The 24,573-nt window shown below is 45.3% G+C and carries 31 protein-coding genes; 19 read left to right on the forward strand and 12 right to left on the reverse strand.

Annotation, left to right across the window (positions count from 1 at the left end; translation table 11 throughout):
- The first annotated feature begins 107 nt into the window (after positions 1 to 107).
- The 3 genes from MJX74_RS19255 to MJX74_RS19265 all read left to right on the forward strand — a co-directional run bounded on the left by MJX74_RS19255 (position 108) and on the right by MJX74_RS19265 (position 3,121).
- Positions 108 to 1,289: a DGQHR domain-containing protein gene (locus tag MJX74_RS19255; RefSeq protein ID WP_240224633.1), complete on the forward strand. Its 1,182-nt coding sequence runs from the start codon at positions 108 to 110 to the stop codon at positions 1,287 to 1,289.
- A 58-nt stretch (positions 1,290 to 1,347) separates the two neighbouring features.
- The gene (locus MJX74_RS19260; protein ID WP_240224634.1) at positions 1,348 to 1,593 is read left to right on the forward strand and encodes a hypothetical protein; all 246 of its coding nucleotides are present in this window, start codon (positions 1,348 to 1,350) and stop codon (positions 1,591 to 1,593) included.
- A 109-nt stretch (positions 1,594 to 1,702) separates the two neighbouring features.
- Positions 1,703 to 3,121 carry an adenine nucleotide alpha hydrolase family protein gene (locus tag MJX74_RS19265; RefSeq protein ID WP_240224635.1) on the forward strand — a complete coding sequence of 473 codons (1,419 nt, stop codon included), beginning with the start codon at positions 1,703 to 1,705 and terminating at the stop codon, positions 3,119 to 3,121.
- A gap of 116 nt (positions 3,122 to 3,237) precedes the next feature.
- Here MJX74_RS19265 and MJX74_RS19270 read toward each other — a convergent pair whose 3' ends face one another.
- On the reverse strand, positions 3,238 to 3,690 hold the full coding sequence (locus MJX74_RS19270) for an H-NS family histone-like protein (RefSeq protein WP_240224636.1): 453 nt from the start codon (positions 3,688 to 3,690) through the stop codon (positions 3,238 to 3,240).
- Between the two features lie 416 nt (positions 3,691 to 4,106).
- Here MJX74_RS19270 and MJX74_RS19275 point away from each other — a divergent pair, with 416 nt between their 5' ends.
- Complete coding sequence (locus MJX74_RS19275) at positions 4,107 to 4,451, forward strand: hypothetical protein (RefSeq protein ID WP_240224637.1); 345 nt, start codon at positions 4,107 to 4,109, stop codon at positions 4,449 to 4,451.
- Between the two features lie 15 nt (positions 4,452 to 4,466).
- Here the strand turns inward: MJX74_RS19275 and MJX74_RS19280 are convergent, their stop codons facing one another.
- Entirely contained in the window at positions 4,467 to 4,628 is a 162-nt protein-coding gene (locus MJX74_RS19280) for a hypothetical protein (protein ID WP_240224638.1), read from the reverse strand.
- Between the two features lie 155 nt (positions 4,629 to 4,783).
- Between MJX74_RS19280 and MJX74_RS19285 the strand changes: the two genes are divergently transcribed.
- The 5 genes from MJX74_RS19285 to MJX74_RS19305 all read left to right on the forward strand — a co-directional run bounded on the left by MJX74_RS19285 (position 4,784) and on the right by MJX74_RS19305 (position 9,364).
- Positions 4,784 to 4,942: a hypothetical protein gene (locus MJX74_RS19285; protein ID WP_240224639.1), complete on the forward strand. Its 159-nt coding sequence runs from the start codon at positions 4,784 to 4,786 to the stop codon at positions 4,940 to 4,942.
- Positions 4,943 to 5,000: 58 nt separating this feature from the next.
- Entirely contained in the window at positions 5,001 to 6,488 is a 1,488-nt protein-coding gene (locus tag MJX74_RS19290; RefSeq protein WP_240224746.1) for a DUF4942 domain-containing protein, read from the forward strand.
- A 102-nt stretch (positions 6,489 to 6,590) separates the two neighbouring features.
- The gene (locus MJX74_RS19295; RefSeq protein ID WP_240224640.1) at positions 6,591 to 6,986 is read left to right on the forward strand and encodes a phage protein NinX family protein; all 396 of its coding nucleotides are present in this window, start codon (positions 6,591 to 6,593) and stop codon (positions 6,984 to 6,986) included.
- Positions 6,987 to 7,079: 93 nt separating this feature from the next.
- On the forward strand, positions 7,080 to 7,523 hold the full coding sequence (locus tag MJX74_RS19300) for a hypothetical protein (protein ID WP_240224641.1): 444 nt from the start codon (positions 7,080 to 7,082) through the stop codon (positions 7,521 to 7,523).
- A 707-nt stretch (positions 7,524 to 8,230) separates the two neighbouring features.
- Entirely contained in the window at positions 8,231 to 9,364 is a 1,134-nt protein-coding gene (locus MJX74_RS19305; RefSeq protein WP_240224642.1) for a hypothetical protein, read from the forward strand.
- 84 nt (positions 9,365 to 9,448) lie between these two features.
- Here MJX74_RS19305 and MJX74_RS19310 read toward each other — a convergent pair whose 3' ends face one another.
- From MJX74_RS19310 to MJX74_RS19335, 6 genes are all read right to left on the reverse strand, one after another.
- Positions 9,449 to 10,489 (reverse strand): IS481-like element ISSpu18 family transposase, encoded by a 1,041-nt coding sequence (locus MJX74_RS19310; RefSeq protein WP_240224643.1) that lies wholly within the window; start codon positions 10,487 to 10,489, stop codon positions 9,449 to 9,451.
- Between the two features lie 370 nt (positions 10,490 to 10,859).
- The gene (locus tag MJX74_RS19315; protein ID WP_240224644.1) at positions 10,860 to 11,207 is read right to left on the reverse strand and encodes a hypothetical protein; all 348 of its coding nucleotides are present in this window, start codon (positions 11,205 to 11,207) and stop codon (positions 10,860 to 10,862) included.
- 5 nt (positions 11,208 to 11,212) lie between these two features.
- Positions 11,213 to 12,421: a hypothetical protein gene (locus tag MJX74_RS19320; protein ID WP_240224645.1), complete on the reverse strand. Its 1,209-nt coding sequence runs from the start codon at positions 12,419 to 12,421 to the stop codon at positions 11,213 to 11,215.
- Entirely contained in the window at positions 12,415 to 12,609 is a 195-nt protein-coding gene (locus MJX74_RS19325; RefSeq protein WP_240224646.1) for a hypothetical protein, read from the reverse strand. The genes MJX74_RS19320 and MJX74_RS19325 overlap by 7 nt, the downstream gene beginning before the upstream one ends.
- Positions 12,610 to 12,630: 21 nt before the next feature.
- Entirely contained in the window at positions 12,631 to 13,023 is a 393-nt protein-coding gene (locus MJX74_RS19330; RefSeq protein ID WP_240224647.1) for a hypothetical protein, read from the reverse strand.
- An 11-nt stretch (positions 13,024 to 13,034) separates the two neighbouring features.
- On the reverse strand, positions 13,035 to 14,489 hold the full coding sequence (locus tag MJX74_RS19335; protein ID WP_240224648.1) for an AAA family ATPase: 1,455 nt from the start codon (positions 14,487 to 14,489) through the stop codon (positions 13,035 to 13,037).
- A 500-nt stretch (positions 14,490 to 14,989) separates the two neighbouring features.
- On the opposite strand from MJX74_RS19335, the gene MJX74_RS19340 reads away from it, so the two are divergent.
- Positions 14,990 to 15,646 carry a helix-turn-helix domain-containing protein gene (locus MJX74_RS19340; protein WP_240224649.1) on the forward strand — a complete coding sequence of 219 codons (657 nt, stop codon included), beginning with the start codon at positions 14,990 to 14,992 and terminating at the stop codon, positions 15,644 to 15,646.
- A gap of 30 nt (positions 15,647 to 15,676) precedes the next feature.
- Here the strand turns inward: MJX74_RS19340 and MJX74_RS19345 are convergent, their stop codons facing one another.
- On the reverse strand, positions 15,677 to 16,324 hold the full coding sequence (locus MJX74_RS19345; protein WP_240224650.1) for an RES family NAD+ phosphorylase: 648 nt from the start codon (positions 16,322 to 16,324) through the stop codon (positions 15,677 to 15,679).
- A 673-nt stretch (positions 16,325 to 16,997) separates the two neighbouring features.
- Between MJX74_RS19345 and MJX74_RS19350 the strand changes: the two genes are divergently transcribed.
- From MJX74_RS19350 to MJX74_RS19370, 5 genes are all read left to right on the forward strand, one after another.
- The gene (locus MJX74_RS19350; RefSeq protein ID WP_240224651.1) at positions 16,998 to 17,585 is read left to right on the forward strand and encodes a single-stranded DNA-binding protein; all 588 of its coding nucleotides are present in this window, start codon (positions 16,998 to 17,000) and stop codon (positions 17,583 to 17,585) included.
- Positions 17,586 to 17,627: 42 nt separating this feature from the next.
- Complete coding sequence (locus MJX74_RS19355) at positions 17,628 to 18,272, forward strand: hypothetical protein (protein ID WP_240224652.1); 645 nt, start codon at positions 17,628 to 17,630, stop codon at positions 18,270 to 18,272.
- Between the two features lie 28 nt (positions 18,273 to 18,300).
- Entirely contained in the window at positions 18,301 to 18,690 is a 390-nt protein-coding gene (locus tag MJX74_RS19360) for a hypothetical protein (RefSeq protein WP_240224653.1), read from the forward strand.
- Between the two features lie 86 nt (positions 18,691 to 18,776).
- Entirely contained in the window at positions 18,777 to 19,025 is a 249-nt protein-coding gene (locus MJX74_RS19365; RefSeq protein WP_240224654.1) for a hypothetical protein, read from the forward strand.
- Between the two features lie 12 nt (positions 19,026 to 19,037).
- Complete coding sequence (locus MJX74_RS19370) at positions 19,038 to 19,205, forward strand: hypothetical protein (RefSeq protein WP_240224655.1); 168 nt, start codon at positions 19,038 to 19,040, stop codon at positions 19,203 to 19,205.
- Between the two features lie 52 nt (positions 19,206 to 19,257).
- Here the strand turns inward: MJX74_RS19370 and MJX74_RS19375 are convergent, their stop codons facing one another.
- On the reverse strand, positions 19,258 to 19,974 hold the full coding sequence (locus MJX74_RS19375; RefSeq protein WP_240224656.1) for a hypothetical protein: 717 nt from the start codon (positions 19,972 to 19,974) through the stop codon (positions 19,258 to 19,260).
- A 458-nt stretch (positions 19,975 to 20,432) separates the two neighbouring features.
- On the opposite strand from MJX74_RS19375, the gene MJX74_RS19380 reads away from it, so the two are divergent.
- The gene (locus tag MJX74_RS19380; RefSeq protein ID WP_240224657.1) at positions 20,433 to 20,966 is read left to right on the forward strand and encodes a hypothetical protein; all 534 of its coding nucleotides are present in this window, start codon (positions 20,433 to 20,435) and stop codon (positions 20,964 to 20,966) included.
- Between the two features lie 59 nt (positions 20,967 to 21,025).
- Here MJX74_RS19380 and MJX74_RS19385 read toward each other — a convergent pair whose 3' ends face one another.
- Positions 21,026 to 21,502, reverse strand: coding sequence for a hypothetical protein (locus MJX74_RS19385; RefSeq protein WP_240224658.1), 477 nt, complete (start codon positions 21,500 to 21,502; stop codon positions 21,026 to 21,028).
- A 486-nt stretch (positions 21,503 to 21,988) separates the two neighbouring features.
- On the opposite strand from MJX74_RS19385, the gene MJX74_RS19390 reads away from it, so the two are divergent.
- The 3 genes from MJX74_RS19390 to MJX74_RS19400 all read left to right on the forward strand — a co-directional run bounded on the left by MJX74_RS19390 (position 21,989) and on the right by MJX74_RS19400 (position 23,829).
- Positions 21,989 to 22,669, forward strand: coding sequence for a hypothetical protein (locus tag MJX74_RS19390; RefSeq protein ID WP_240224659.1), 681 nt, complete (start codon positions 21,989 to 21,991; stop codon positions 22,667 to 22,669).
- 362 nt (positions 22,670 to 23,031) lie between these two features.
- The gene (locus MJX74_RS19395) at positions 23,032 to 23,562 is read left to right on the forward strand and encodes a hypothetical protein (RefSeq protein WP_240224660.1); all 531 of its coding nucleotides are present in this window, start codon (positions 23,032 to 23,034) and stop codon (positions 23,560 to 23,562) included.
- A 129-nt stretch (positions 23,563 to 23,691) separates the two neighbouring features.
- Positions 23,692 to 23,829: a hypothetical protein gene (locus MJX74_RS19400; protein WP_240224661.1), complete on the forward strand. Its 138-nt coding sequence runs from the start codon at positions 23,692 to 23,694 to the stop codon at positions 23,827 to 23,829.
- Between the two features lie 99 nt (positions 23,830 to 23,928).
- Here the strand turns inward: MJX74_RS19400 and MJX74_RS19405 are convergent, their stop codons facing one another.
- Positions 23,929 to 24,348 (reverse strand): hypothetical protein, encoded by a 420-nt coding sequence (locus tag MJX74_RS19405; RefSeq protein ID WP_240224662.1) that lies wholly within the window; start codon positions 24,346 to 24,348, stop codon positions 23,929 to 23,931.
- Positions 24,349 to 24,573: the final 225 nt, after the last annotated feature.

The following is a 24,573-nucleotide window of genomic DNA, read 5'->3' on the forward strand; positions in this document are numbered from 1 at the left end:
GGAATTAGGTTGCTATCGATATTACTGCAACCGGCCAGGCTATTTCAGATTTGTCGCGCCGAATTAAGAGCCGTTTAAAGTGTCGTCATTGATTCAGGAGAAATGACATGGCACAACTTCAATTACCAACAAGTTCAAGCGTAATGACAAGTCCCAGCGGTAAACCACTGGTGCTGTTACTCACTAAGACAAGTGAGCCTATTGAGAAGCTTGGTGTTGAAACCTATGAGGCCACCCTAACCTACCGGGAGCTGAGTGAGCACTTTGGCATTGAAGCAAATTCAGACAGCCTGGCAGAAGCTGCAAAGCGCCAGCGTGATGTTGACGCAAAACGTGTAAATGGCCTTAAAGCGTATTGGGCAACCAGTGCCGGCGCTGTATTCCCTTCCATGACGTTTTTTGCTAATAGTATAGAAGTTACAGCACATCACACGATAGCCGGCAAAAATCTGGTTGAGGCAGTGTTAGCAGCAGATGCCGACCGATTTATCAGTGATGGCCAAGGGAGAACCACATTCATAAACTGGCTGTTAAGTACACCAGAGGCAGCTAGTTCCGAACACTATACTATTGCCTTTAAACTGTTGGTGACCAATACCGACACCCTGGCTGATGAGAAAGCCTCGATGGTAATGAAGCAGCTTTTCGCTGACTACCACAAGAACCTGATTAAGCCCAATAAGTCGGTATCAAAACTTTTCGATTCATCAACGCCTTTTGCCCGGCTGCAAAGCGAGCTGCTAAACACGGCATTTGGGAGGGGTGGCAAAACCTACGGTGACCGCATCGCGCTTCACGGCAAAATTAGACGCGGTAACCTATGGACCTTCGATCAGTTCACCGGAATGGTCGGGAAGTTCATTGGATTCTCCGCCACTCAGGCCAATAAGGAACTTGCTGATGAAGCCGTTTATAACGATGTGCTGTCATTGTGCCGGGCCTGGCTAAACAAGGTAGGCCAAATTGTGCCGGCTGAAATGCTCGATACCGACAACTACCTTGAGGTGCACGAATCATGCATTTTCACAAAAGCCATTTTTGCTTCAGCACTGGGCTTTGTTGGTAAAAGCATTGTGGAAGAGATGCTTCAAGAACCTACTATCTCATGGGATGTTCTGGTGCCACTGTCTATGCCTATCACTTCTAAAGAGGACAAGTACTGGCAGGCTAACAAAGTGACGATGAGCGATGACGGCCGCATCAAGATCATCAAAGGCACTGACAAACGAATAGGCTCATTAATTTGCCGTGAGCTACGTATTTACCCTTGTGAAGAGTTGGCGGCTTAAGGAGATGGCCATGGAAGTGAATTTAAAGGCGCATCGCTGCCCAACCGCTCAAATACTGATGAATCGTGTCCTGGATGCGTTTGTCGCATCAGACGCAACCGGGTTAGTGATTAGCACCATTGAGCCGTCGCTGCATCGTAATACCCTGGCTCGTATAGCCGGCCTAGATTTAAAGGTGAAAGTCAGTGAGGTTCATAGTCGTCAGATCACTGACAAGGATGTACAGGCATGGCAGGAGTCATTTGATGAAGATGACTATGGTGAAGTTAAAGAGGTGGTAACCATAGTGCTTAGCCGTCAATAAATGACAACCATTTCTTCGGCTGCACTTCTGTGTGCCGGATAAGAAGTCTGATTTGATGCAAGAACGCGTGTGGGTGAGATCATGTTTCTATACCGAACAGGAGAGAATCATGAGCAATCACCCACTGGCCAAGCAAGTTCTCCGCTACATAGATAGCTGCCGCACCTTCGCATTACCCTCTGTAACGCCTGGCAAGAAGCAATTTATCTTGTGCCCGGTTTCTGGGGGCATTGACTCAACTGCAGTGGCTATCATTATGGCCGTACTCTACCCTCAAGTGCCGGTAACCTATGTTTATACTGGTACCGGCATTGATGCTGATGGTACTGACGATGTGCTTTCTGGTATCGAGCGGTTAAGCGGCCGGCCGGTTCTAAGAATTAAACCAGGTAAAGACCTGCTGGATATTACTATCGAGCAGGGAAACTTCTTACCGTCCCAGCGCCAGCGCTGGTGTACCCAACTTACTAAGATTAAGCCCTTCAAAAACTTCATGGCTGCACTCAACCAAAAGCATCCAGATGCAGAATTCGTATCGCTAGTGGGTATACGGGCTGATGAACCAGAGCGTGAAGGCGTCAGTTGGTCTGAGACGAATATCCGGTCGTTATTTCCACTGCAGGAACTGGGCTTAGTCAAAGCTGATGTTAACCGCATAGTCCAGGAGATACTTGGTATTCCAACCTACTACAGCCAGAAGAGCAGAAGTGGCTGCTTTGTTTGCATTTTTCACCGGCGAAGCGAAGTCATTGGTGCGTGGAGAATGGAACCGGATGGAATGAAGCGCGCCAGCCTTACAGAATGTTTACCCGCAGAGTATGAAGCTGTGTTGGATGATTTGCCGCCAAATATGTATCAGCGAACCGGTTTGGCAGAAAACTGGATGCGAATGGCGGTGCCTAAAGAAATCGGTGGCGTTGGTATGAGCTGGAGTGGCCAAAGAGGGGTTGCTCGCCATGGTAGTAATCGTCAGGATGATTTATTTTCCCATGGGAATAAAACTTTTTTTGTTGCAGTTGAACACCATTATGGTCAAGTGGATATATTTGGCCCAGAAGAGGTCTATTTCCAACGGCTTGTTACTTACAGTACGTCTTTGGGCGGGTTAAAAACTTCGCTAAAACACCACTGGATACACAAGTTTAATACCAAAGAGCTTTATGGTATTGAAAGTGAAGATGAACTTGCATCAGGTTTGAAAATTGGCATTTATGTAATTGATTTATTCGATGCTTATAGGGTGGTACCGGAAGCTCCGGAAGGTATTTATACCTGGCAGAATGATAGAACCCCACTTAAGCTAATTAAAAAGACTTCCTACATACTGCGCCAGTGCTTATTAGAAGAAGGGTTGATTCAAGACGCAAAATCTGGTTGTAGCATTGCTATGAAGCACGTTAAAAGAATAAAGGATCGTCTTGGCGAGGTTCTGCATGGCTCTCTGTATACCCCTATGCAAATCGCAGAACTTATAACTGACATGGATATCACCGATGCACCAGAAATGTGTAATGCGTGCAGCCGATGACGCCCTATTTACCTTTAAATAGCGATGTGCTTCGCGATTTTTAGGGTAAGGAATGACCTCTTCATAATCCCTGCTTTAAAGAGCAGGGATTACTCGAAGCGTTTAGCTTATAGGGCTTATTTTGAGTTTAGCCGGCTTACAATGCTAACGGCATTCTGTTGCTGCTTTGAGTTAAGCTGGTCAAAGGTGTAGGCCTTCCCTTCGCGTTTGAGTATGCCCGCTTTTCTACCGAAAAGTACTTCAACAATATTTTCGTCTACAATCGCATAATTCTGATTTTTAGGTTCATAATGCATTGGTTTGCGACTTGAGGTGCGATTTGGTGTGTCAGGTGTACTCAACGGTGACGAAAATCCCAATTTAGTCAGTGACAGGCCTGATGCCTTAATCGCCTGCTCAATATGTTCAATTGCCCGTTGTGCTTTCTCTGCTTTCTCTTGCTCAGCCTTCTCGTGAGCGGCTTTCTTTAATAATCTTCTCTCCTGCAGGGATGAAAGTTTGGCGATCAGCTTTTGGAGATCGGAATCATTTAATGACTTTGCCAGGTTAAAAACTTCTTTTACTGTCATATCTTTAATTAATCCGTGGTGGTGGTTAAGTCTAACTGTTTCATCAGGATAAAGTATTTCCGGCGTTGAGGGTAATAAATTCAATTAAAAAGTAACATTTGACAAGGTATCAAAGTGGAATTGTTGACTGAACCATGCGAGCTTGAGTTTGCCAAGACTGTACATTGCAGAAGCCACAATTAAAGGACTGCATATCGCTATAGGGGTATTAGTTCGACGTGCTACCAATCTGTCTGAATATACCAAATTAAGCCCGTAATATTCTTACCTTTAATGGTCCTCCAGAAGAGCCTTTATCAGTAATATCTTCACCATCATTGTTGCGTAAAAGGGGAGTTGGATTACCAAACTGTCCGATTTGCTGCCTGTTCGACCAATTTTGATACAATTTACCCTCTTATCAAGAGGTAACATCTATGAGCGAAGCGTTAATTATCGAGCTGGTTAAAGCTTTTGGCCTTGTGCTGGCTTCATTCGTCCCAAGCATGACGGTTCTCGTTGTGAACCGTGCAAAGCGCAGCCGTGAAAAGTTAACTCGTGACCTGTCCATTGCACTCAATGACATTCGCTTTTTGCTCGCAGTAGAAGCTGAGTACGGCCGTGTCTGTAAAGAATTGACGGGAGAGAGTAAGGCTCGGCTCATTCGAAAGACTGTGCACGCTGAGCAGGAATTGAATTGGTCAGGTGCATTTAGTGATAAGAAGGCTGCTTCTAAAATATTAGTACTAAAAGGGTGCGCCCCCAACTCATTTTTACGATAACGGCTTCAATTTCAACTATTTATTTCGTCGGAATATAGCCGATATGGCCATACCTACAATAATCAACAGTATCAATGGTAATACAAGCGGCAAGTTTCCCAGTTCGCTGCCGGCTTCGGCCGGCCAAACTGGTAATGTTGTACCACCGGCGCTGGAAAAGACGATCATCAATGTCATAACTACACTCCCGGCTCTTTTTCATGACTTCACATTGAGCATATATCGGATTTGTTGTCCAGGCACTGAATTATTTAAACTGGCGCCAGCTTTGTAGCGCCCTTTTCAACCTTCTTCAAAATGGCCTCACTAAATGCAGTAAGAGAGAGGCCTTCATGAATCAGTTAGCAATGTTCGGTGCAGAACAATCACCAAAAACACCAGCGTCAGTTTATCAAATGGTTAAAGCTATAAAGGCGACTGAACAGGATTTCGAGTGGTACCCGACTACACAGGAAATTATCGCCACCGTAAGAGCATTTCTATATCCGTGAAGATGAAAAATGCTACACAAGCATTTTAGATATCGGCGCCGGAGATGGCCGAGTGTTGATGCAGTTAACCGATGGCGGTGCTCGCTACGCTATTGAAAAGTCAATGCCCCTGATTGAGGCCATGCCAAAAGATGTGTTAATCCTGGGCACCGACTTTCATCAGCAAACCATCATTGATAAGAAAGTTGATACGATTTTCTGTAACCCCCCATATTCGGAGTATGACGTATGGACAGAGCGCATTATCAAGGAAGCGAATGCCAGCGTTATTTATATGGTGATCCCCTCCCGCTGGAGTGACCACATTGGTATTGCAAACGCTATTAAAGCCCGTCATTCAGAAACCAAAGTGATAGGTTCATTTGACTTCCTCAATGCTGATCGCCAGGCCCGTGCTTACGTTGACGTTGTAAAGATAGATATCGGCTACAGTAGCCGGCATCGTTCTGGCGCCAGTATTGATCCATTTGATATATGGTTCGACGAGCACTTTAAATTGAAAGCCGTCAAGGATAAACCCTCAGAATGGGCGGCAGCGCAGGCAGCTAAAGAAGAGTTTGAGGCGACTATTAAAGCGGCCAAAGCCGGTGAGCTGGTGAAAAGTGAAGGTTTGATAAAAACGCTTGAAACGCTCTATAACAACGAACTTGAAAAATTAATGGCCACCTATCAGACCATGACGGACCTTGATCCGGATTTACTCCGGGAGCTGGAAGTATCAATAAGTGCTGTAAAGGCCTCTTTAAAGCTGAAAATTAAATCGCTGAAAGACCGTTACTGGAGCGAATTAATTGGCAACTTAACCGCGGTAACCGAGCGCTTATCATCATCAGGCCGCAAACGCATGCTTGATAAATTGATGCAGCATACGTCTATTGATTTTAACCTCGATAATGCGACAGCTCTGGTGCTGTGGGTCATAAAAACCGCCAACACCTACTTTGATGACCAAATCATTGAGCTGGTGGAAACGCTGACAGAGGAAGCCAGCGTGCTGCTTTACAAGAGCAATCAGCGCACATTTGGATCTGAGGCTTGGCGCTATAACAGTCAGCCGGAACTTGGTATGTACGGGCTAGACTATCAGTTTGTTTTGCATCGGGTTGGATCAGTTCGTCGTAGCGGTAGCTGGCACGGAACAAGACACGGGCTTGATGAGCGGGCAACAGACCTTGTTAATGACCTCGTTACGGTTGCAATCAATATTGGTTTTGATGCCGTAGGCAATATCAGCGCCCAAGATCGCGGCTGGACAAGTGGCACCAAGCATACGTTTTATTTCAGTGATTCGGTAACCGGTGAGCGTCAGGAGCTGTTTGTGGTTAAGGGCTTTTACAATGGCAACCTGCATATAAAGCTAAATCAGCGCTTTATCCAGCGGTTAAACGTGATGCATGGCCGGTTGAAAGGATGGCTGAAGTCGGCAGAGCAGGCAGCCGAGGAATTAAATATTCCACGTGAAGAAGCTCAAAAAGGTTTTGCAATTCAGATGCAGATTGGTCTTTCAGCACTGCCTCTACTGCTAAACAACGTGGCAAAACATTAAACTGTGATTACACTGGCGCACTCAACATGCGCCAGTATTCGTTTTATCGCCTAAATTTATATAGCCCTCACAATATCCCTAAACAAACTTTAGGGATTCTTTATGCGCAGCGTCAACGTATCAGAACTTACCGGTGAAGCCCTTGATTGGGCAGTAGCAACCTGTGAAGGACTTCCCATTGTGCACGATCCTATGGGTTTTCGTTCTGGCTCAGAAGCAGGTTATTGGATATGGGACCAAACGCCCAGTGGCAGAATGACCAAGATTGGCCGCGGCTTTTTTTCACCCTCAACAAATTGGGCTCAGGCCGGCGCTATTATTGAGCGTGAAAAATTAAGTCTGGCATCACCAAACCCAATACATGATAACTGGTGTGCTATGACATGGTGCTGTAAAGCGAAGCAGGATGGCAACACAGCTTTGATTGCTGCTATGCGCTGCTATGTGCAATTGAAATTGGGCCTAACTATTGATGTCCCATCCAATATATCTCAGTAACAGATCATGCAAAGGGGGAAGCTTGCTTGACCGTTTTGCTGCGCCGAATGCCGGAACCTTTATTATTAGCCTATTCAAATTAAGGGCTGAGCCATGAAAAATACAGTATTTAATCCGGAAGATTTTGGCCTCAAGGGCAAAAATCTTGCTCTGGTGGATTTTGACCTAATATTAGAAGCCTTCAAGTTGATAAGTGAAGATATCATTGATGATGTTATAAATCAGCTTCGGGAGAAGTACGCGTTTCACCTTATTTCAGTGAGAATGGAATCAGGGCAGCTGCAAGGCAAGCGGCTCGGAGTGGTTGACGCTGACCAGGCACCGGCTGCATTTGATTATATTCGGTCAATTATTTCTCAAAAATCTTCAGTGTTATCAAGTAATACCTTCGAGTTTCAGCTTTTCCCAATTGAAAGCGATGAAGAAGCTGAACGAAAAAAATGTAAGAAAACCTCCGGCAAATTTTTTGGCTTATCGATAGAAATGATGGTAACGGCGCTGGTAATAATTGGACTTGCAGAGAATTTGCTTTTTTGAGTACTTAAACGGAAAGGTTTTTCATTGTCAGGTTGTTAAGAGTTAAAAATTTCTGATCTTGATTTGTTTCCTAAATTCCAAAGCATGCAACTATTTCCTTAATTTTTAATTGTGCAGAACACAAAGAACGGATAATCAATGTACAGTAATTACATTAGAACTCTGACTGTATTGTCAGTCGCCATGAGTATAAACGGATGTGAAGGCTCTGATAGCGACACTAAACCTGCTAAAACAGTAATAGAGGTTTACCCATCGACACAGGAAAATGTCAAAGAGTCTGACCAAGAAAAAGCTCAGGCGAGAATCTGCTTTATATACGAACTCTATGGCCGCGAACAGGCCTTGCTCTATCTGCGACATATTGAGGCCGACATTGCAAACACCAATTTGGGTGGCCTTCAGTATAACGCATACATTAAGTCAAGGAATGGCTCTGTGCTGTGGTTACCATCACTAGATAATTGCCTCTGATAACTTAAACATTCAAAACCTTATACTGTACAATTTTTCGTCTTGTTAAAAGTGAACAATCTGGTATCTTAGATACTGGAGCTGATTGCCAAGGCTGTAAGTGACCTAAAAGACAGCAAATCGAACTACCTGCCAATTGCAGTTAATCTTTATTAACCCTGCTGGCAAGCGTAGTGACTTAAACACTTACCACTACCTTTAAAGTCCAGCATTGTTAATACAGGTTTGCTCCCATGAGTATTGATCTTTCAAAACTGTGCGCGGATTTCCTGCGCCAAAAACATGCATCCCAATCCACTGAGAAACTAAAAGCTTCACATGCCAGAGAGCTGGTTGCGGCATTTTTCGGGTATAAGAGCCATGCGGCACTTATGGCTGAGAATACCTACCCCCTGGTTCAACTCGAAGAGGCAGATATCTTCATTCCTGATATACCATTGATGAATGACAGACGCTCGAAACTTAACGATTTGCCAAATGACCTTACCCGGTCTAATGACCTCGCCAAGGTTCTTACAGACATGCTTGCCGATGAAGGGCTATTCGGGGGCAACGTATGGCTCTATGACACACTGGAAGTCTATATTGCCGAAGTCTTACTACCCGACTGCCAATCTCTTATAGATGATCAACTTTCCGGTGAGATGGCTGAAACCAATGCCGGATTTTACGACGCGCCCTATTATGAAGATGTACAAATCGAAGACCGTGGTGACGGGCTGGTGGCTATTGTCAAAACCGTGTACAAGGGCGAGCCTCTGGACGATAAACCGTTCTGTGGCGACACACTTGATATGGTTGTGCAGGTGACATTGCCTCGAATGGCCGGAAAGCGCGGTTTTAACGATTTCGTGCTTGAAGTAGGAGGCAGCGTCCGCGATGACTGGGTTAACCAGGAGCCATGGCAAGGCCAACATCCTCGGAGCAGATTGGCAGTGGAGCTTGGCATAGCAGACGAAGAACTTGAATCGCTGGAATGGGTCACACAGGAAAACAGTAGTGCAGATGGCTTGATTTACGGCTTTGTGTTGACCTTTGATGAAAATTCTCCGCCTGAGATTTTGGAAAAGATCGAAGGATTATCTAATGATTTGACGATCCGCGTTTCTGCAAACGCTTTTGACAGCCCTTATCCAGATGAGCCAGATGAAAACACGTATTACGATGTGCCTGGTATCAGTCCGAAAAATCAGTGGCTTGAAATGACCGGTGGCTTTCGTATTGGTGAAAACAATGAGCAGTTTAAGAATAGGCAAGTTGAAATCCATGCCATTCGTAATCGTATTGCCGAAGGAAAACACTCTTGGGAAGATATCGAAAGACTCTCTGAATTACTTGGGAATGATCAAGAGGATGATGAATTCTAAGGCCAACGGAACGGATGCCTACCCTATGCTGTACTAGCTCAGACTTGATCTGACAGTTACCAGTTTTTCACGGTGTCTGTCAGATTAGATTTGAGTCAGATTCTTCTGCACCCAAACCTGCTTTCCATCCAGCAAAGTATCCATTGGCGTTCTGCCATTGCACATCTTGCCCTGATGAGTTCGGTTATTGTTGTAATAAACCAGCCATTCGTCCAGATCTTTTTGTAGCTCTGCCAGGTCGCCATAGAGCTTTTTACGGAACGTAACCTGATAGAACTCCTGCAATATCGTCTTGTGGAACCGTTCACAGATCCCGTTCGTTTGCGGCGACATGGCTTTAGTTTTAGTGTGGTCGATGTCGTTGATCGCCAGATACAGCTGGTAGTCGTGCTGTTCTACTTTGCCACAGTATTCTGTACCCCGGTCAGTCAGAATACGCAGCACAGGCAAGCCCTGAGCCTCGTAGAATGGCAGCACTTTGTCGTTGAGTAAGTCTGCTGCTGTGATCGGCGTCTTGGTGGTATACAGCTTACAATGTGCGATTTTGCTGTAAGTATCGACGTAGGTTTGCTGGTAAATCCGGCCAACGCCCTTCAGGTTGCCAACATAAAACGTATCCTGCGAGCCCAGGTAGCCAGGGTGAGCAGTCTCAATCTCACCGCAGGCTTCATCGTCATGTTTTTTCTTCTCAAGCGCGGCAATCTGCGCATCAGTCAGTAAAATACCTTCCTGAGCAACCTTTGCTTCCAGCGCCTTTAAGCGCTTCTTAAAGTTCTCCAGATCGTGCCGTAGCCAGACAGAGCGAACACCGCTGCCAGAGACGAACACGCCTTGTTTACGTAGCTCATTACTGGTTCGATGCTGGCCATGAGCCGGATATTCGATAGCATAATCAATAACCGCTTTTTCGATGGTTTCATCCACTCGGTTTTTGAGATTCGGCGCTCTGCGGCTTTTATCGATGAGGGCATCAACGCCACCTTCAGCCACAAGTTCCTGATAGCGATAAAACGTATCCCGTGACACGCCCATAACCTTGCAGGCTTTTGAGACGTTATTAAGCTCCTGAGCTAAATTCAGCAGCCCAGCCTTGTGTTTAATTATCGGATTGTTAGTATGCAGCATGAGAGTTACCTTTTGTTTTTGATTACGGATTCGACACCCATATCAAAACTGGTAACTCTCATCTTTTCAAGTAGATGTGTCAGATCAAGTCGGGACTAATACACCTATGCTGCTATTTGGGCCAGCTGTGAAAGCTTGGCACTGATCCGGATTAACACGGCAATGCCTCCCCTACTCAGCTTATCCCCGTGAACGTTACTAAAAACTCAATCGGTAAGGTTTCAATAACCGCCATCTAAGACCAGTAGCCCGGCCAATGCCGGGCTACTTCAATCACGCCTTTAGCTTTGCTGCCTGATTTAGTTCTCTCGTTAGTATTTCACATTCGCAATGTGGAGAGAGCATATGGATATTAAGAGCTTATTTGCGTCTAGCCCTCAAAATCTAGCTCAAGTTTTAGTTTGTTCTGCCGCCAGATCTTATCTTTCTCAAACTCAATAGCTGCACTTCGGCATGTGAATCCGGGATATTTGGACCCGTCTATAATTACCGTCCACTCGCAGCGCCACAGCCGCGTCCAGGCCGCAAGCTTTGAGTTATCCCTGCAAGTTGCCCGAATAGAATAAAAGGCCAGTGAAATCGCCCAATGTGTTGGCACAATGCGGGAAACACGTTTTTTTGACTGGCTGTGCACTTGCAGGCCGTCAAAGCTAATGTCGCCGTCAAAACTGACAACTTGCCCCGCTTTAATCACCAAACGTTTCTTTTGCGTCTGCATACCAGTTAGTCCAGGATGATCTTGCGCACCGGTTTAGTACCGGGCTCAGCGGTTGGGGTTTCAGGCGTTGACACCTCATTTATCTGAACAGGCTCGGAACTTCCTCGCAGAGCGTCAATATTGTCTAACTCCCTTCGGACTCGTGGCTGTCTTGCCTCATACCGGCTTTCTGTAGATGCCCGCTCTCTTAACATAGCTACATTCCGCAATTCCCTTGCTGACTCTTCTCTTAGCTCTTTCTTAATGTGTATGTATAGTAGCGGCGCTAAGGAAGTAAATATCAGAAAAAAACTACCATCAAATGCGAGCCAGCTCCCCAACTGAAAACCCAATCCAATTGAAACGTGAAGCACGGACTCCGTTTTAATTGTCAGGACATACATGCCTAAAGAGATTAATAACAATACTGTTACTAAGGCATCTGCGTACTCGGTCATCCCTATACTTTCAAGCCACTTGGGCCTGCTGTTACCAATTACCGCTGGTGTTTCTGCATTGATAATATCGTCATTGTATTTTCCAGCCTTGCGATAGGTCACACGAAGTGACTTGTTTGAATCAACATGCATATTCACAATGTCTGCGGCAAACTCATTCTTTTGCTGAATATGGTTAAGTACAGTAATGGGCTGTGTATAGACTTTTTTACCAATCAGCCAATCAGCAAAAGTTCTTGGCGCAAGGCAGGCGTATTGCTCAGAAAAAGCCGAAATTTCCCCTGAGCCACATACGTAATAATCATCATCTTTTTGCGCCCAATACCCATTAGGATATTGGTACAGAAACTCAAAATTTGCATATTGGTCCGCTTTGCTTGGCATGCCATTGATAGGTAGGCCGACTTGCACCTCCAGCCTCCTTTCTGCGCCGGGTGGATGAAGGACGTTGGCACCCAATATTACTGCTGAAGTGCCATATCTCTCAATGATGTCTTGTGTTAATGAACGCTCTGCCGTGAGCGGATCAACGCCCGGACCCCGTTTACACCTGTAATTATCATAGGATAAATAATTCCCTTTACAGATAAAGTAGTCACCACCAGATAATCTGTATTCTCGGCGCCCGTATTTAACAATATGAGTGACCGGAATTGATTGAGCTGCAGCCGGATTTGAGGTTTGATTTGCCGATACTTGTGATACACCGCCCCAGGCAAGGAACGTGGCCGCTACAACGATAAAAGCCTTAAAGGCGCTGAGATAGCGCCTTACCATGATTTTTCCTGCTCTGTTTCGCTGTGATTGTCTGTATCGAAGTGATATTCAGGCTTCAATTCCTTTTGTGTCTCACCAAAGCCGGCAGGTCGAATTTTGGCTTCCAGTTGTTCGCATGTCTTCCCCTGAAAACCAGTGAAATCGGCAGAGACAACACCGCCTTTTATAGTCAGCTTTACCTTTTTCATGTGAATACTCCTTTCTGTTTCTTACCAAGCTGACTCTTCAGCTAATAGCTCTAATGTGCCATCGTTCTGCTGTTGAATAGTAACCTTGAAACCTTCTTCTTTAAGTTGGGCTTCATAGTGATAAGCTATGTATCGGTCCTGGACCTGGCTGCTAATATTTTTAGTCCAAGTACCGTAATCCCCATAGTCTTCCTGATACTGTTCCCAAACGCCATTGTTAAGGTGGTAACCAATTCTTAGCTTTGGGTCTTCGTTTGATATCAACACCAGATCATAGCGTTCTCGCGTGTACCCTACTCCCACCCGGTACAGCTTTTCATTTTCAGACAGCTGCCCAAGGCCAGATATAGCTTTGATTAAATGTTCTTTGCTGACGTAGGCAACTGAAACTGTGCCTTTCACAATATGGCTCATGATGACTCCCTCTACTCGATAGACAATTTGCGGCCGGCGATTTGCTCAACTTGAGTGTTATCTGGCAGGTTGGCCGGATAAAACCCTTGCTCACCCAGCAATCGGATCTGGTCGATGTCGGCCTTACGGGTGACGCTCGTAGGTGTAATGTCTTTAATTGACCTCAACAGGGTCTGATGGTCCATCGGCTTATCCAGCGAGTTGGCCAAGTACATCGCGTCAATAATAGCCTGCTCAATTTCAGCACCGGTATAGCTTTGACTGGCATTAAGCAGTTCAGCCATGTTGAACTGGCTGATGTCAGCTTTGTTCTTTGATAAGTGGATTTCAAAGATTTTGGTCCGCTCAGGTTCATTTGGCAGGTCAATGAAGAATGATCTATCCCAACGGCCGGCTCGCATTAGCTCCGGGGGCAGTGAATGAACCCGGTTGGCAGTGGCCACAATAAAGATTTTCTCTTTACGCTCCTGCAGCCAGTATAGGAAGGTACCCAGCAGGCGCTTAGATACTTCATGTTCATTGTCAGAGCTGCCGAAGAACTTTTCCATCTCGTCAATTAAGACTACTACCGGCGATATTTGCTCAATGGTTTGCAGTGCACGACTGAACTGACGCTCTGTTTCGCCCAGATGCTTTGTGTAGAACCGGCCGATATCTAATCTTACCAGCGCGGTATTTAATACGCTTGCTGCAGCCTTAGCAATTAACGACTTACCGCCACCTGGCACACCGGCAAGAAGCACACCTTTAACAGGCAAATTTTTATCCCAGCCCGCTTTGCGGATTTGAAGGAATGTCTTTATGTTTTCCAGGCCGCCAACGGCACTAATTGGCAGTGCTTCGAGGACATCCAGACCGTAATCCCGAAGAATGTGAGCTTTTTCCTTACGGATAACCTGAAGATACTCTTGCCCTTTGGCCTTTAAGTAAGCGCAATATGTGAACACGTTTTTCATCTGAGAATGCGAAAGGCCTACAGCGTTGTTAGCAATTACAACGCGCTCTTCGTCGTTAAATACCGGATTTGGCAGTGACTTTTCGCTAAGCTTAATTAATTCAATGATCTCACTCTGCTGCATTGCCGGCAGCTCCAGGTGATACACATATTCGTCATTTAACTGGTCTTTCCCAGCAATAATGTAGTTGATGCCATGGCGCTCCATTTCGTTTAAAGATGCTTTTAGAGCCGGCCCAGTTTCACTCATAACGCGAGAGCGTTCGAAGAAAAATGGGTCAAACACAACTACGCCTTGCAAACCATTTTGCTCCGCGTCAGCGGCAATCTTCTTGATGAAATTTGGCTCAGGCAGCTGTTTAAAAGGCATGACCACAAATAACTTTTTTACATTAGCTGCAGTCGCGGCAAAGACTGCTTCAGCGCGGCTTAGCTCAAAGGTGTTCACGTTTATAACTGGAAATGAAAGTCGAATAGGTATTTCGAGCTGATCCATAGAATTAGTAGACATGCCTTGCTCCTGATAGCTGGTTTGATGCTTTGCATCTTACCCTACGCTCCGGTATGGACATTCTGCTAAGGAGTCCTAAAACGGCCCCTTAAGGGTCGCTTTGCTGCATTATCCACATTCAAGTTTATCTTGGTCATATATAACTGACTGGAGAGCTAGATGGCAGCACCAACAAATCAAAAGCGATTTATAGCGTCAGAGAATGGCCAGCCCCAGATGTGTTGAGATGCCGCCGAGAAAATCGCACGGGCGAATGAAACCTTTTTGCATCTCGTTGATTCAGGTGTGACTAAACGAGACTTGAGGCGCTGTATAGCGTTACGACCAAATATTTGGAAACGTTATGAGCATTGGCTTGAGAAGTTGCCGGAGGAGCGGAAGAAGTAATTACGTCAAATTAGAACCGGGAACTCCTAGCCGCATTTCTTGGCAACATGACTTTGGTTGACAATTATTTAGTATTAACTATACTGTAATCGTAAACTGAAGAGGATCGGAACATGAACAGTAGTGCGATGCTTAACGCAGCTGTGGAAAGTATAGGTAACCGTATAGCTAACGCTCCGGCTGCGGAAGCTGTTTTTACTCGGCTTCTGAAAACGTTAGAGGTTTCCCTGCTGCCTGCTTTGCTAACTGATAAAGCGTCGGCTCAGGAGTTACTATCTAACCCGGATAGCCAGTTTGTCGAAGAGCTGCTTCTAAAGTATCAAATTGAAAGTGCCCGCTCCACAAGGGAAGCTGAAAAGCTTCGTAAGCGTGAAGCAGCTAATCGCCGGTTCTTTGATAAGCTCAAAGTCAACGGTGGACTTTACAAAGCTGGTGAAGTGGCAACTAAACTGGGAGTGTCACGTCAGGCCATTGCCAAACAGCGAGACAGCGGTAAGTTGGTATTTATCCGTGATGGCCATGATTTTGTATTTCCAGCCTTTCAGTTCGCGGATGGAAAGAAACTTCCTTACCTCGAAGACATACTGAAATTGCTTCCGGATGGGTTTTCCGGTGTAGCGCAATGTTCATTTTTCTTGAATGACATGGAAATGCTTGATGGGAACATGCTTTCACCCAGTGCTGCGCTTTCGATGCCAGAGGTGAATCCTGACTACGTGAAACACATTAAACACCAGGCAGCGCTATTCGGCCGGCACGTTGCGAAATAGCGCCCTTCATAGGGCGCTATGGATGCAGCATTAGCCCATTACATCAGTGACATCAACGTTAAGGACATCTGTTAGGATTTCCTCAGCGTCAAGACCAGTAGCAGCACACTTGAAATCAGACAATTTTACTTTACTGATGGTTTCTAGGTGTACTTCACCAGGCGCCGGTGCAAACAGCGCATAGCACTCGCCGTCAGCTAAATGCCTGCTAATGTAAATAATGCCTTGCACTGCCGGATTCGGATTATCAGAAAAATAACGGACAATTTCCTGGCATATGCCATAACTGGTACTTGATAATTCATCAAGTTTTAAACCCAGCTTTGGCAATAAACGGCCGACGTTGAGGACTTTAAGGTCCTTTTTCGTCGTCAGCTGCGCTATTTCCGATAACTCCAATTCCGATTTGTCTAACTCAGTCTTGCCTGTCCTTAGAATTATCTCCCCGATTGCCACATCTGCTTGGCTTGAAACGTAGCAGATCCCCAATTTAGCATTAGGGTCGTTATATCGCCCAAGATTTGCTGTCGGTGCGTGGTAGTGAAATCCCTTGGCGTGGCCGGTACCCTGCATTCTAAACAGCGTCTGACCTGCTGTAATAGTCTGCAAAGGTAGCTCATTATTGGCGCAAAGCGAGTTAAGTTTGTCGGTAATGTTGTTTCTCCCAGTTTTGTTCATAGTATAAATACCTCATATTTAATATTTTTATTTTCATAAGCAGATCCTTTCGTATTGCTTAATGACCTATTTGAGCAGCAAGTATTGCTACCCTCCGTTGCCAAGTGCGAATTGCAAATGACAACTTGATGGTATCAGTATTTATTCCACTTCAGAAATCGGATTTATGCGTAAGCAAATAGCACCTTGGAGTAGCTATGTGGCTTTTTAACTTGCAATTTGGTAGAGGTCTCAGATGCGGGCCGGTCGGTGTTCTTGGTAGCTTGCGAGATGACGAGCAGATATGAACAGTTAATTGAAGGTAACGAAATCAAAACGCCCGGATTTCTCGCAACCGGGGAGCGGAAGTAAATACTTCAAAGTGACAACGACTTCCTGCCTGGCCTTTATATTCCAGAGTTGTTGCTTCCCAAATATATCACACGTACCAAGGTTCTGTACCTAACACTGCAATTCACTTCATTGTCATCCCTTTACATGGGAATTAAGGCATTTAAATACCGCCCTTACGCCGGCACTCTTTAACATCCTATGTGTGATGATTGGCAAGTATCAATCAGTTCTGATTTGTTGCTGCAATTTCAGCCTGTAAGACAATAACCCTGTCGAAACAAAGACACTAACCAAGTCGCCATAAACGACATAAGACGAAGTAATTCATGAGGTAATCAATATGGCATTTATCAAAATTACAGCAATCGGAAACGTGGGCAGAGATCCTGTTATCAATACACTGCCGTCAGGCCAACCCGTTGCAAACTTCTCCATCGCATCAACGGAAAAGTGGAAGGATAAACAAACTCAGGAGATGCACGAGCGCACTACCTGGCTGCGTTGTTCAGTAATCGGCGGCTTAGCGGAAGTTGTTGCTAAGTACGTTTTCCAGGGTTCAAAGTTGTATCTTGAAGGTACGTTGAAAACGGGTAAATATGTAAAAAACGGTGATGAGCATGAATCATTTGAAATGCGCGTCACTGAGTTGGATATGTTAGGTGAGCCCCGCGGCGCCGGTCAGCAGCAGGGTGGTTATCAGCAACCCCAACCGGATGGAGGGCATCAGCAGCATGGTGGCCGGCAGCAGCCCCTCCCGCAACAAGGTGGCCATAAACAACAGATTCGCCAACAGCCACACCAGCATCAAAGTAGCCATCTGCAACAGCCACACCAACAACATGGCAATGGCTATCAGCAGCGCTCTCAACAGGGCGGCTACCAGCAACAGGGCGAACATAACCAACCAATTGATTTTAATGACATGTAACTAACCATACGGGCTGCAATTTGCAGCCCTTTTGAGGTGATTATGCAATCCATTTTTGAGTTGATGAAAGCCGCAATAAAGCCGCTGGCGGTGACTGGCTATTGCTCTGGCGATTTAAGCTATGAGCGCGACAAGGACTTTGTTGCAAACGATTTTCAGGCAGGTGATAACTGGTACTGGCGAGTGTCTACTGGTGGTTCGCTACTGGTACTTATCAAACCACATAGTCAGGCCTTGACGGATTCACTGGCTAGTGCTGATGATGATAGTTTACATTTCATCATCAATGTCAGCTCTGTACATCCAGAGGGCGCATCGGTTCATCAATATAAAGCCTGTAATCTGGAAGGTGCATTTCAGTCATGCCGGTATAACGCATACCGAAAATCAAAACGCAAACTGGCTACAGCGCTTCTAAAGGCGTATGTGCCAGATTCAGTCGGCACTAAGCTGGTGTCAGACTTTGACTTTGAAAAGGGTTCGATACTTCATTTTTCAATGGATGCCAATAGTATGTCCTATTTCTCCTGCTCTGGCTCGCGCAACGTTGTGGCCTTGCCATTTGATGCTTACCGGCAGACCGGCTGCTTTAGGCTAACTATGACCTCTAATTATGGCCATGCAGAGTTGCAGCGGATCACCCGACCTGCTTATCAGCGTGCGCAAAAGGCTAAGAAAGCCGCCTGATGCAGGCGGCTTAACCAGGAGCAGACAAATGACTAATGGTGACCATTTTCCAAATGAGCAAGCATACTTTGGCGCTGCTTACCCAATATTTATAGAGCCAGTAGCTGGCTCTGGTGAGCGCTTGTGTATTGGATCGATTTCCATTCTGGATGGGCACGGCCATGCCTGTGAATCCATTTTTAGTTGGTTACACGCTGCAGATGAAGCGTTGATACTTAAGTTGGAGCCTCTGGCAAGCCAGGCGCTTCTCGACATCCAATCGCATGTTAATAGTACGGGATCAATTACTGACTTCGTATTTTCAACGCCTGGTGTTTTCTTGGGACCCTGCATCGCTGGCAGATTTAAAGATAATGCAATGGCGCTCAGAACAGTTTTTAAGAATCATTCTATGTTTTACCGCTCTGAAGCCTCTTAAATCGATCGTTAGGTATAACTTGGCTTGTTGCCGGAATTAATCGACCGATGATACTGGCAACACCTTTAATTTAGAGTGTGTTGTTTATGAACCTTAATGACCGGATCAGCAAAATTCAAACGGTGGGTGACGCCGAGAGTCAAATTCGCTTGGCACAGGCCTACATGCTTCGTTTGCGTGCAGATGCCAAAAAGAGCACAATGTTGGCGGATAAACTGGCTATGCAGGAAAAGGCAGCAGCTGCTGAAAAGGTATTGCGACAGCTTCGGCGGTTATTCTTTGACATTGAGGATGCTATTGCCGCAGGGAAACCAGATACCAGTGTCATTACTTGAAAAGGAATAACTATGAGTAAAGCAAGACAGCTTCCTCAGCCTCCCGGACCGAGAACACCTCCGGACACAAGCACTGGTAAAGTGGTATTCGATGGCATGCGCCAGGCGCTGGTAATAGTGCTCGTGGTTTCACAATTGGTTCTACTAATCTATCTGGCCGGAAAACACTTCGGTATCTAAATCAGTTTTGGTGTTAAGGCAGGCAATAGCATGCCTTGTGCTTCAATTTTAGCTAACAACCCAATATGCGCACTACTTCACCCTTGTACTGTACTGCTTTAATCCTGTCTCCAGAGCGAAACGTACTCAACGCTTCAGCATAATACTTTGTGAAGGCCTTTCTAACCGGCATATTGATCACTTCGCCGGCATCATCACAATACTCAAGTTTTATGTAGTCGCCATTGGCGTCTTCTATAAGCTTGTGGCTCAGGTAGGTATCAGAGAAACCAAAAGCGGTATTGGGTGGCGCCACGATGGCTTTTCTAGGTGGAAGCTTTGGTGCCGGCTCGATGGTTTGCTTTTTTACTTCTTGTCGTTGCTTAATGACTGCCGGCTTGTGTTGGAACCACTGTGCATCCGGGTGATTGAATATTTTTTTACAGTTAAGCCCAAACACATCCTGTTCAACATCTGAAAGTTTAAAGGCGGTCAAAGCGTGACCATCCAAATCTATTTCTATTGTAAAGGCTTTACCGTGGCCAATCTTTTTTGCCTTAGTTTCATCAATACCATGTGAAACCTTGACTTCGATGTTTACCTTCCAGCCATTTGACAGCTCCGCCCTGGCATCAACAATTGTCCCGGTGTCTTGGCAGTGATACTCCAATGTCACTTCTTTCAGTGTAACACTATCGAATTTATCACCTTGCGTGGATGCAGGGACAACCTTACCAAGTTCAGATCTGGGAATGTGGAAGGGCTTATCTGTTCCGGCTGCATCTTTCAAACATTGTTTAGCGAACTGGTGAAGCACTGACTCATTAGTAATACCGCAGTCAGGGGAGTCTTTCTGGTGCCTGAAATACCTATCGCGTATATGCCCTATGCACGCCTCAAGTGGTACTCCGCACTTTGGACAGGTGCAGTTACTTTTTAGGCCGTTTTCATTCTTGGCCAACTGGTCTATGCAAATAAGTAAGTCACCGCGGTAAGCGTACCTGAGTTCCTTGGCAACATGCCGAGTGGATATTGTTGTCAATCCTTTGCTCCCAATATGGTTTGTACCTCTATCCTGCCATTCAATATCAGCATTTTCAATGGCTAGCGAAATGACTCAAGTAGCGGAAACTGAATGAATAGGGAATCAAAGGTACCGGCCGGCGTCATGAAAAATACGAATTTGTTGGATTGAGCGTGGATCAAATCTGATATGTTCATAGTAGTAGTAAACATGGAGCAGTATAAATGGGAATTCGAATTGTGGTGTGTATTGGGCTTTTTGCTTTTGTCATGGCTGTTCATGGCATTGTTGAGAGTTACTTATCTCTTAGTGGAACCCTGCATAAACGAGGCACTACTGTAGATGCCGTTGAGAGTTATTGGTTTGTAACACAACTTGAAGCTAAACCCGCTGAATTCACTACGTTCCTGAGAGAATGTGAAGCTGAGCAGAATGATTCATTGCAAGAACCGGCTTCTGAAATCACTCAGAAGGCTGCAGATGACATGCTTAATGCATGCTCATATGAGTATATAAAAAACGTTGCAGAATTAGGCGATGGCGCAAGCAAGGCTTTTGACTCTATAAGTTCCGAAGTAGCATCACAGGGCTTTCAAGTGGTACTCGACAATCTGGGCGGAAATGACTCTAAATCGTGTAAACAATACTTCGACTCGCTAAAACGAATGTGCCCGGCAACTGTGTCAGGTTATCAACGTATTATTGGCAAACCCAACAGTATGTTGACCCCCATGATCCGGACGTACCATGCCGACTGAGGCGTTCAATTGTTCACTGCCACACATCAGCCTGGCGCTGATGAATGGCTTATGAATTCCTATTGTTTATCTTCTGCGATGTAAAGTTCAGCAAATAACGGTTGTCTGTTTTGAGCAAAAACTGACTTCAGGTATTTGTGAATAGTCTTATTTTGAATGGCCAGGTCATGCAGCTTTGATAATTCTGCCTTATTCACCTCAGGCGAAAGTTCATTCAAGTCATTGATGTGTGCCTCAATGTAAAACAACTTACCTTGGGTGAATCGATTCGCCAGAAGGTGTGCAGTAGCAACCAGCAAACCTATTTTAACAAAAACCAATAGCATGGCGGGTTCGGGACTGGCGCCAACAGAACCCGCAATGTCAGTGAGGATTATGTAAGAGTGATAAAAAACTGCGATAAGGCCTAACGCCCGAACAACATTGAGCACTGTTTGCTTAGTGTTGATAAGCCTTTCGCGTTTGGATTTCAAGGATTCACGTTGAGAGTCAATCTGTTGCTTGGTTGGTGCTTCATTATTGATATCAAAAATCATACTTTCTCCTGATGTGCCGGTTCGTAAGGGAATGATATCTGGGCTTTGTGAGGTGTGGGCGCATTAAAGGCTCGTATTTCGGCTGCTTAACCCAGTGGATTTCACTGGTTTCGCTTTAAAATTTTATTTCTATCAGAAGTTCAACCTTATGGTTGATATTAGACATGCTGCAGATTTTTGAACGGTCGTGACTGTAGAGGAATTGCTTGATAGGTTACCATCCATGGCCGGCTCTGATATTGCCGTCCATTTTCGTCTTCGCAATGGTGTGAGGCGGGTAGTATTTGTCTCAGTAACGCCGGCAGGTAAAGCACTTCAAAGCTATGGAATGAGCTCGGAAATAACCTCCAGTGATTTTGCCGTGTAGCTAAGCTGATTGTAACAATACATTGCTTGCAAACTGTGAGCTTGATATTTTGATTTTTTATTCTTGGAGTATTGAAGTAGTGATAAAGACAAAAAAGAGACTGAAGGGAGATCTATTGCATGGCTCATAAAACCGATTTTTTCTTTGGGCAATACCGTTGTGAGAATGGCCAGGCGGTTTTGAGTATGGACAAGGTTTGTGCCGCTTTAAAAAAGCACCCATCTGTACAGTTGAGCGCTGATTTCGTTACGCGTCAATTTAACAGATTTTTGGCTACTCATAATAACCACTGTATTTTAGAAGATGGTACCTCCTATCCGCCCTTCTGGGATCTGATTGATAAGATAAATCCTGAATCAATCGGCTGCATTGAGATATATGCACGAACGGACGTTAACGAAGCGGTTGAAGCCACCCTCGCATGTGATATTTTGATTGATCAAGGTGTTATCTCGGTCGTACCAAACTGGTGTGCTTATAAAGTAATTCGTGCTGATGAAATAGTTAGTTCACTATTGTTACCTCTTCACCTTAAGGGGCTGCATCGCAAAGCCTTATTACGTGACGCAGACGGTAAGCTTAAAGCGTTAAGGCAGGAGCCCTCAGATTCAGGCTACCGCGATGAGTTAAAATTAGTCCTTGATTTGGCAAAATACCCAAATGTTTATCAGAATGATGAATGCTCAGAGCTCTTCTTGCGCCATGCTGGCGACCTGAGCATAGCTAGTAAGCTGAGCCGTGAAGGTCTTTCCGGATTTGAGGCTTGGGACAGGCTGGAGAAGGCAAGAGTCGAGAAGTAAACCAGGCGCCTCTTCAGCCAGCGCTGCCAGGGTCTTTGCCAGAGTCACTTTTTGTAAATGGTTAAGGCCCGCTTCATTTTGCGGCTACTTCGATGTGTTGAGGGTGAGTAATCAACTGTAGCTTCCTCATGGGCGATAGCGGTGCCACTGCCGCGGCCCCTTTAACCTAAGCAGTTATGAAGTTTCCGAGTTAAACATCCTGTCCTGATACACTTATTTTGGCTGCATTCCTAGGCGAAACGCGATCCTTTATTTTCAATGCAATTAAAAACTGAAATGCTCTCTGTTTGCCAGTTCGATTTATTGCGGTAATTTTGAGTTCATGCATATTGCTGGTATCTGTGGTCAGCTGGGTTGAACCAATGCAATTAAAGCTTCTAAAAGATGTTCTGATTTGCCAGGGCAGCTCATTTATACTGCTTCCTCATGAGCAGGTCTTTAGCTTCTTCTACCATGACAGCGCGAGGGTGATAGAGCTTGCCTCCTCTACCCCACCCTATACCGGCGTATTAATCAATGCATCCGGAAAAGAGATTTACGTAAGTGCCACGGGCCATCCATGCGGCTGGTTTAGTGCGTGGGGGAATGACGATTTCACCGTTTTACTAACTCAATACACTACCGGTGATGGTTCGCTATGGCCTGATGGCGCACCAGAATCACTGTCCATCTTCGATATAGCTTCAAGGTATGACATTGACACAATATCGTCAGTCATGACGTTGCAAACAAATGAACTGGTTTATCTATGTGATCCATCGGTAGTCGGTGGCGATTGTTGGCGCTCTGATGCGATTGCACGTGAGATTAAGAAGACATCAGGGGTTTTCCCGTTGGCAGCGCCTGCGGCCTCTGGAGAGCTTATACACGGGGTATTGATTATGCCAATTTAATAGGCGCATGTTCTTACCCTGGTAATGGCCACTCAAAGGCCGAACTATTAGCTGGCATCTGCCGGCAAGCTTTGTTGCGTGAAATCTACACACCGATATAATGGTTGCATATCAATTAGGAGGTGCACCATGTTTTTAGTCGGATGTTTAGTGTTTGTTGCTGTAGCGATTCTTCTGAATTTAGCCACCGGTACTATGGGTAAACCAGATTGGCGTCAGTGGCAGGAAGAAGGTCGTGCTCATAGCCACCACCGATCTAACAGATAGGGTTTTAATGTTGATGCTGGCCATGACGTACATACAGGACGAATCAGGAAGTAAGAAAGGGGGAATAATCCCCCTTTTCGCTTTTTGATACTGTTCGAATTACTTCCCTTCAGCCTTTGGTCTTTCAGCCTTTTGTTTTTTGCTGGTCAGGAAAGCAAACTGTAACAAGCCGAAGACAAAGCCGATCATCAGATTCAGATTGATGTTCTCTTTGCCCACAATTTGATGGCCCAATGAGTATCCGACCAAAATGGAAGCTGCAACGATGCAGATTAGTTTTACATCCTTGAGTATGGTTTGAAGGTTTACCTGATCACCTTTACCATTTAACTTAAGTGCCAGCTGTTTACCGGCTATCAGTGACAGCATTACCGAGCTTCCGAAAACGATGGCTGTTAAAGGGTTCTTAAGAGACAGCATAATGTTTACCCAGTCCGCAACCGTTACCGCCACCAGTACAGCAAAGATGTAGGATAGTGCCGTGATTGAAATTGATTTAATGGAATTACTTTGACTCATATTTAGCTCCGTTAATTTTACTTAAACCCATCTTATTGCTGAAATACCTCCGCGGGCTTTGCTAAGGGCCATTGTTTTGTGGTCTTAGTCGGCAATTTTCATTTCCCAATGTCCAGAAAATGAATTGATTCCGTCTAGTTAAGTTAAGGTATTAAATCGAGGCTTTATCATGACTAAACGCAAATTCCCTTTCTTAGCCTGTTTCTTTGCACTGGCCGCCAGCTA

Source organism: Rheinheimera hassiensis (genome assembly GCF_022436675.1).
Classification (GTDB): Bacteria; Pseudomonadota; Gammaproteobacteria; order Enterobacterales; family Alteromonadaceae; genus Alishewanella; species Alishewanella hassiensis.

Excerpts from the sequence above, each read along its gene's own strand:
- MJX74_RS19255 (WP_240224633.1), top strand. The coding sequence starts at position 108 with ATGGCACAACTTCAATTACCAACAAGTTCAAGCGTAATGACAAGTCCC.
- MJX74_RS19260 (WP_240224634.1), top strand. The coding sequence starts at position 1,348 with ATGAATCGTGTCCTGGATGCGTTTGTCGCATCAGACGCAACCGGGTTA.
- MJX74_RS19265 (WP_240224635.1), top strand. The coding sequence starts at position 1,703 with ATGAGCAATCACCCACTGGCCAAGCAAGTTCTCCGCTACATAGATAGC.
- MJX74_RS19270 (WP_240224636.1), bottom strand. The coding sequence starts at position 3,690 with ATGACAGTAAAAGAAGTTTTTAACCTGGCAAAGTCATTAAATGATTCC.
- MJX74_RS19275 (WP_240224637.1), top strand. The coding sequence starts at position 4,107 with ATGAGCGAAGCGTTAATTATCGAGCTGGTTAAAGCTTTTGGCCTTGTG.
- MJX74_RS19280 (WP_240224638.1), bottom strand. The coding sequence starts at position 4,628 with ATGACATTGATGATCGTCTTTTCCAGCGCCGGTGGTACAACATTACCA.
- MJX74_RS19285 (WP_240224639.1), top strand. The coding sequence starts at position 4,784 with ATGAATCAGTTAGCAATGTTCGGTGCAGAACAATCACCAAAAACACCA.
- MJX74_RS19290 (WP_240224746.1), top strand. The coding sequence starts at position 5,001 with ATGCAGTTAACCGATGGCGGTGCTCGCTACGCTATTGAAAAGTCAATG.
- MJX74_RS19295 (WP_240224640.1), top strand. The coding sequence starts at position 6,591 with ATGCGCAGCGTCAACGTATCAGAACTTACCGGTGAAGCCCTTGATTGG.
- MJX74_RS19300 (WP_240224641.1), top strand. The coding sequence starts at position 7,080 with ATGAAAAATACAGTATTTAATCCGGAAGATTTTGGCCTCAAGGGCAAA.
- MJX74_RS19305 (WP_240224642.1), top strand. The coding sequence starts at position 8,231 with ATGAGTATTGATCTTTCAAAACTGTGCGCGGATTTCCTGCGCCAAAAA.
- MJX74_RS19310 (WP_240224643.1), bottom strand. The coding sequence starts at position 10,489 with ATGCTGCATACTAACAATCCGATAATTAAACACAAGGCTGGGCTGCTG.
- MJX74_RS19315 (WP_240224644.1), bottom strand. The coding sequence starts at position 11,207 with ATGCAGACGCAAAAGAAACGTTTGGTGATTAAAGCGGGGCAAGTTGTC.
- MJX74_RS19320 (WP_240224645.1), bottom strand. The coding sequence starts at position 12,421 with ATGGTAAGGCGCTATCTCAGCGCCTTTAAGGCTTTTATCGTTGTAGCG.
- MJX74_RS19325 (WP_240224646.1), bottom strand. The coding sequence starts at position 12,609 with ATGAAAAAGGTAAAGCTGACTATAAAAGGCGGTGTTGTCTCTGCCGAT.
- MJX74_RS19330 (WP_240224647.1), bottom strand. The coding sequence starts at position 13,023 with ATGAGCCATATTGTGAAAGGCACAGTTTCAGTTGCCTACGTCAGCAAA.
- MJX74_RS19335 (WP_240224648.1), bottom strand. The coding sequence starts at position 14,489 with ATGTCTACTAATTCTATGGATCAGCTCGAAATACCTATTCGACTTTCA.
- MJX74_RS19340 (WP_240224649.1), top strand. The coding sequence starts at position 14,990 with ATGAACAGTAGTGCGATGCTTAACGCAGCTGTGGAAAGTATAGGTAAC.
- MJX74_RS19345 (WP_240224650.1), bottom strand. The coding sequence starts at position 16,324 with ATGAACAAAACTGGGAGAAACAACATTACCGACAAACTTAACTCGCTT.
- MJX74_RS19350 (WP_240224651.1), top strand. The coding sequence starts at position 16,998 with ATGGCATTTATCAAAATTACAGCAATCGGAAACGTGGGCAGAGATCCT.
- MJX74_RS19355 (WP_240224652.1), top strand. The coding sequence starts at position 17,628 with ATGCAATCCATTTTTGAGTTGATGAAAGCCGCAATAAAGCCGCTGGCG.
- MJX74_RS19360 (WP_240224653.1), top strand. The coding sequence starts at position 18,301 with ATGACTAATGGTGACCATTTTCCAAATGAGCAAGCATACTTTGGCGCT.
- MJX74_RS19365 (WP_240224654.1), top strand. The coding sequence starts at position 18,777 with ATGAACCTTAATGACCGGATCAGCAAAATTCAAACGGTGGGTGACGCC.
- MJX74_RS19370 (WP_240224655.1), top strand. The coding sequence starts at position 19,038 with ATGAGTAAAGCAAGACAGCTTCCTCAGCCTCCCGGACCGAGAACACCT.
- MJX74_RS19380 (WP_240224657.1), top strand. The coding sequence starts at position 20,433 with ATGGGAATTCGAATTGTGGTGTGTATTGGGCTTTTTGCTTTTGTCATG.
- MJX74_RS19385 (WP_240224658.1), bottom strand. The coding sequence starts at position 21,502 with ATGATTTTTGATATCAATAATGAAGCACCAACCAAGCAACAGATTGAC.
- MJX74_RS19390 (WP_240224659.1), top strand. The coding sequence starts at position 21,989 with ATGGCTCATAAAACCGATTTTTTCTTTGGGCAATACCGTTGTGAGAAT.
- MJX74_RS19395 (WP_240224660.1), top strand. The coding sequence starts at position 23,032 with ATGCAATTAAAGCTTCTAAAAGATGTTCTGATTTGCCAGGGCAGCTCA.
- MJX74_RS19400 (WP_240224661.1), top strand. The coding sequence starts at position 23,692 with ATGTTTTTAGTCGGATGTTTAGTGTTTGTTGCTGTAGCGATTCTTCTG.
- MJX74_RS19405 (WP_240224662.1), bottom strand. The coding sequence starts at position 24,348 with ATGAGTCAAAGTAATTCCATTAAATCAATTTCAATCACGGCACTATCC.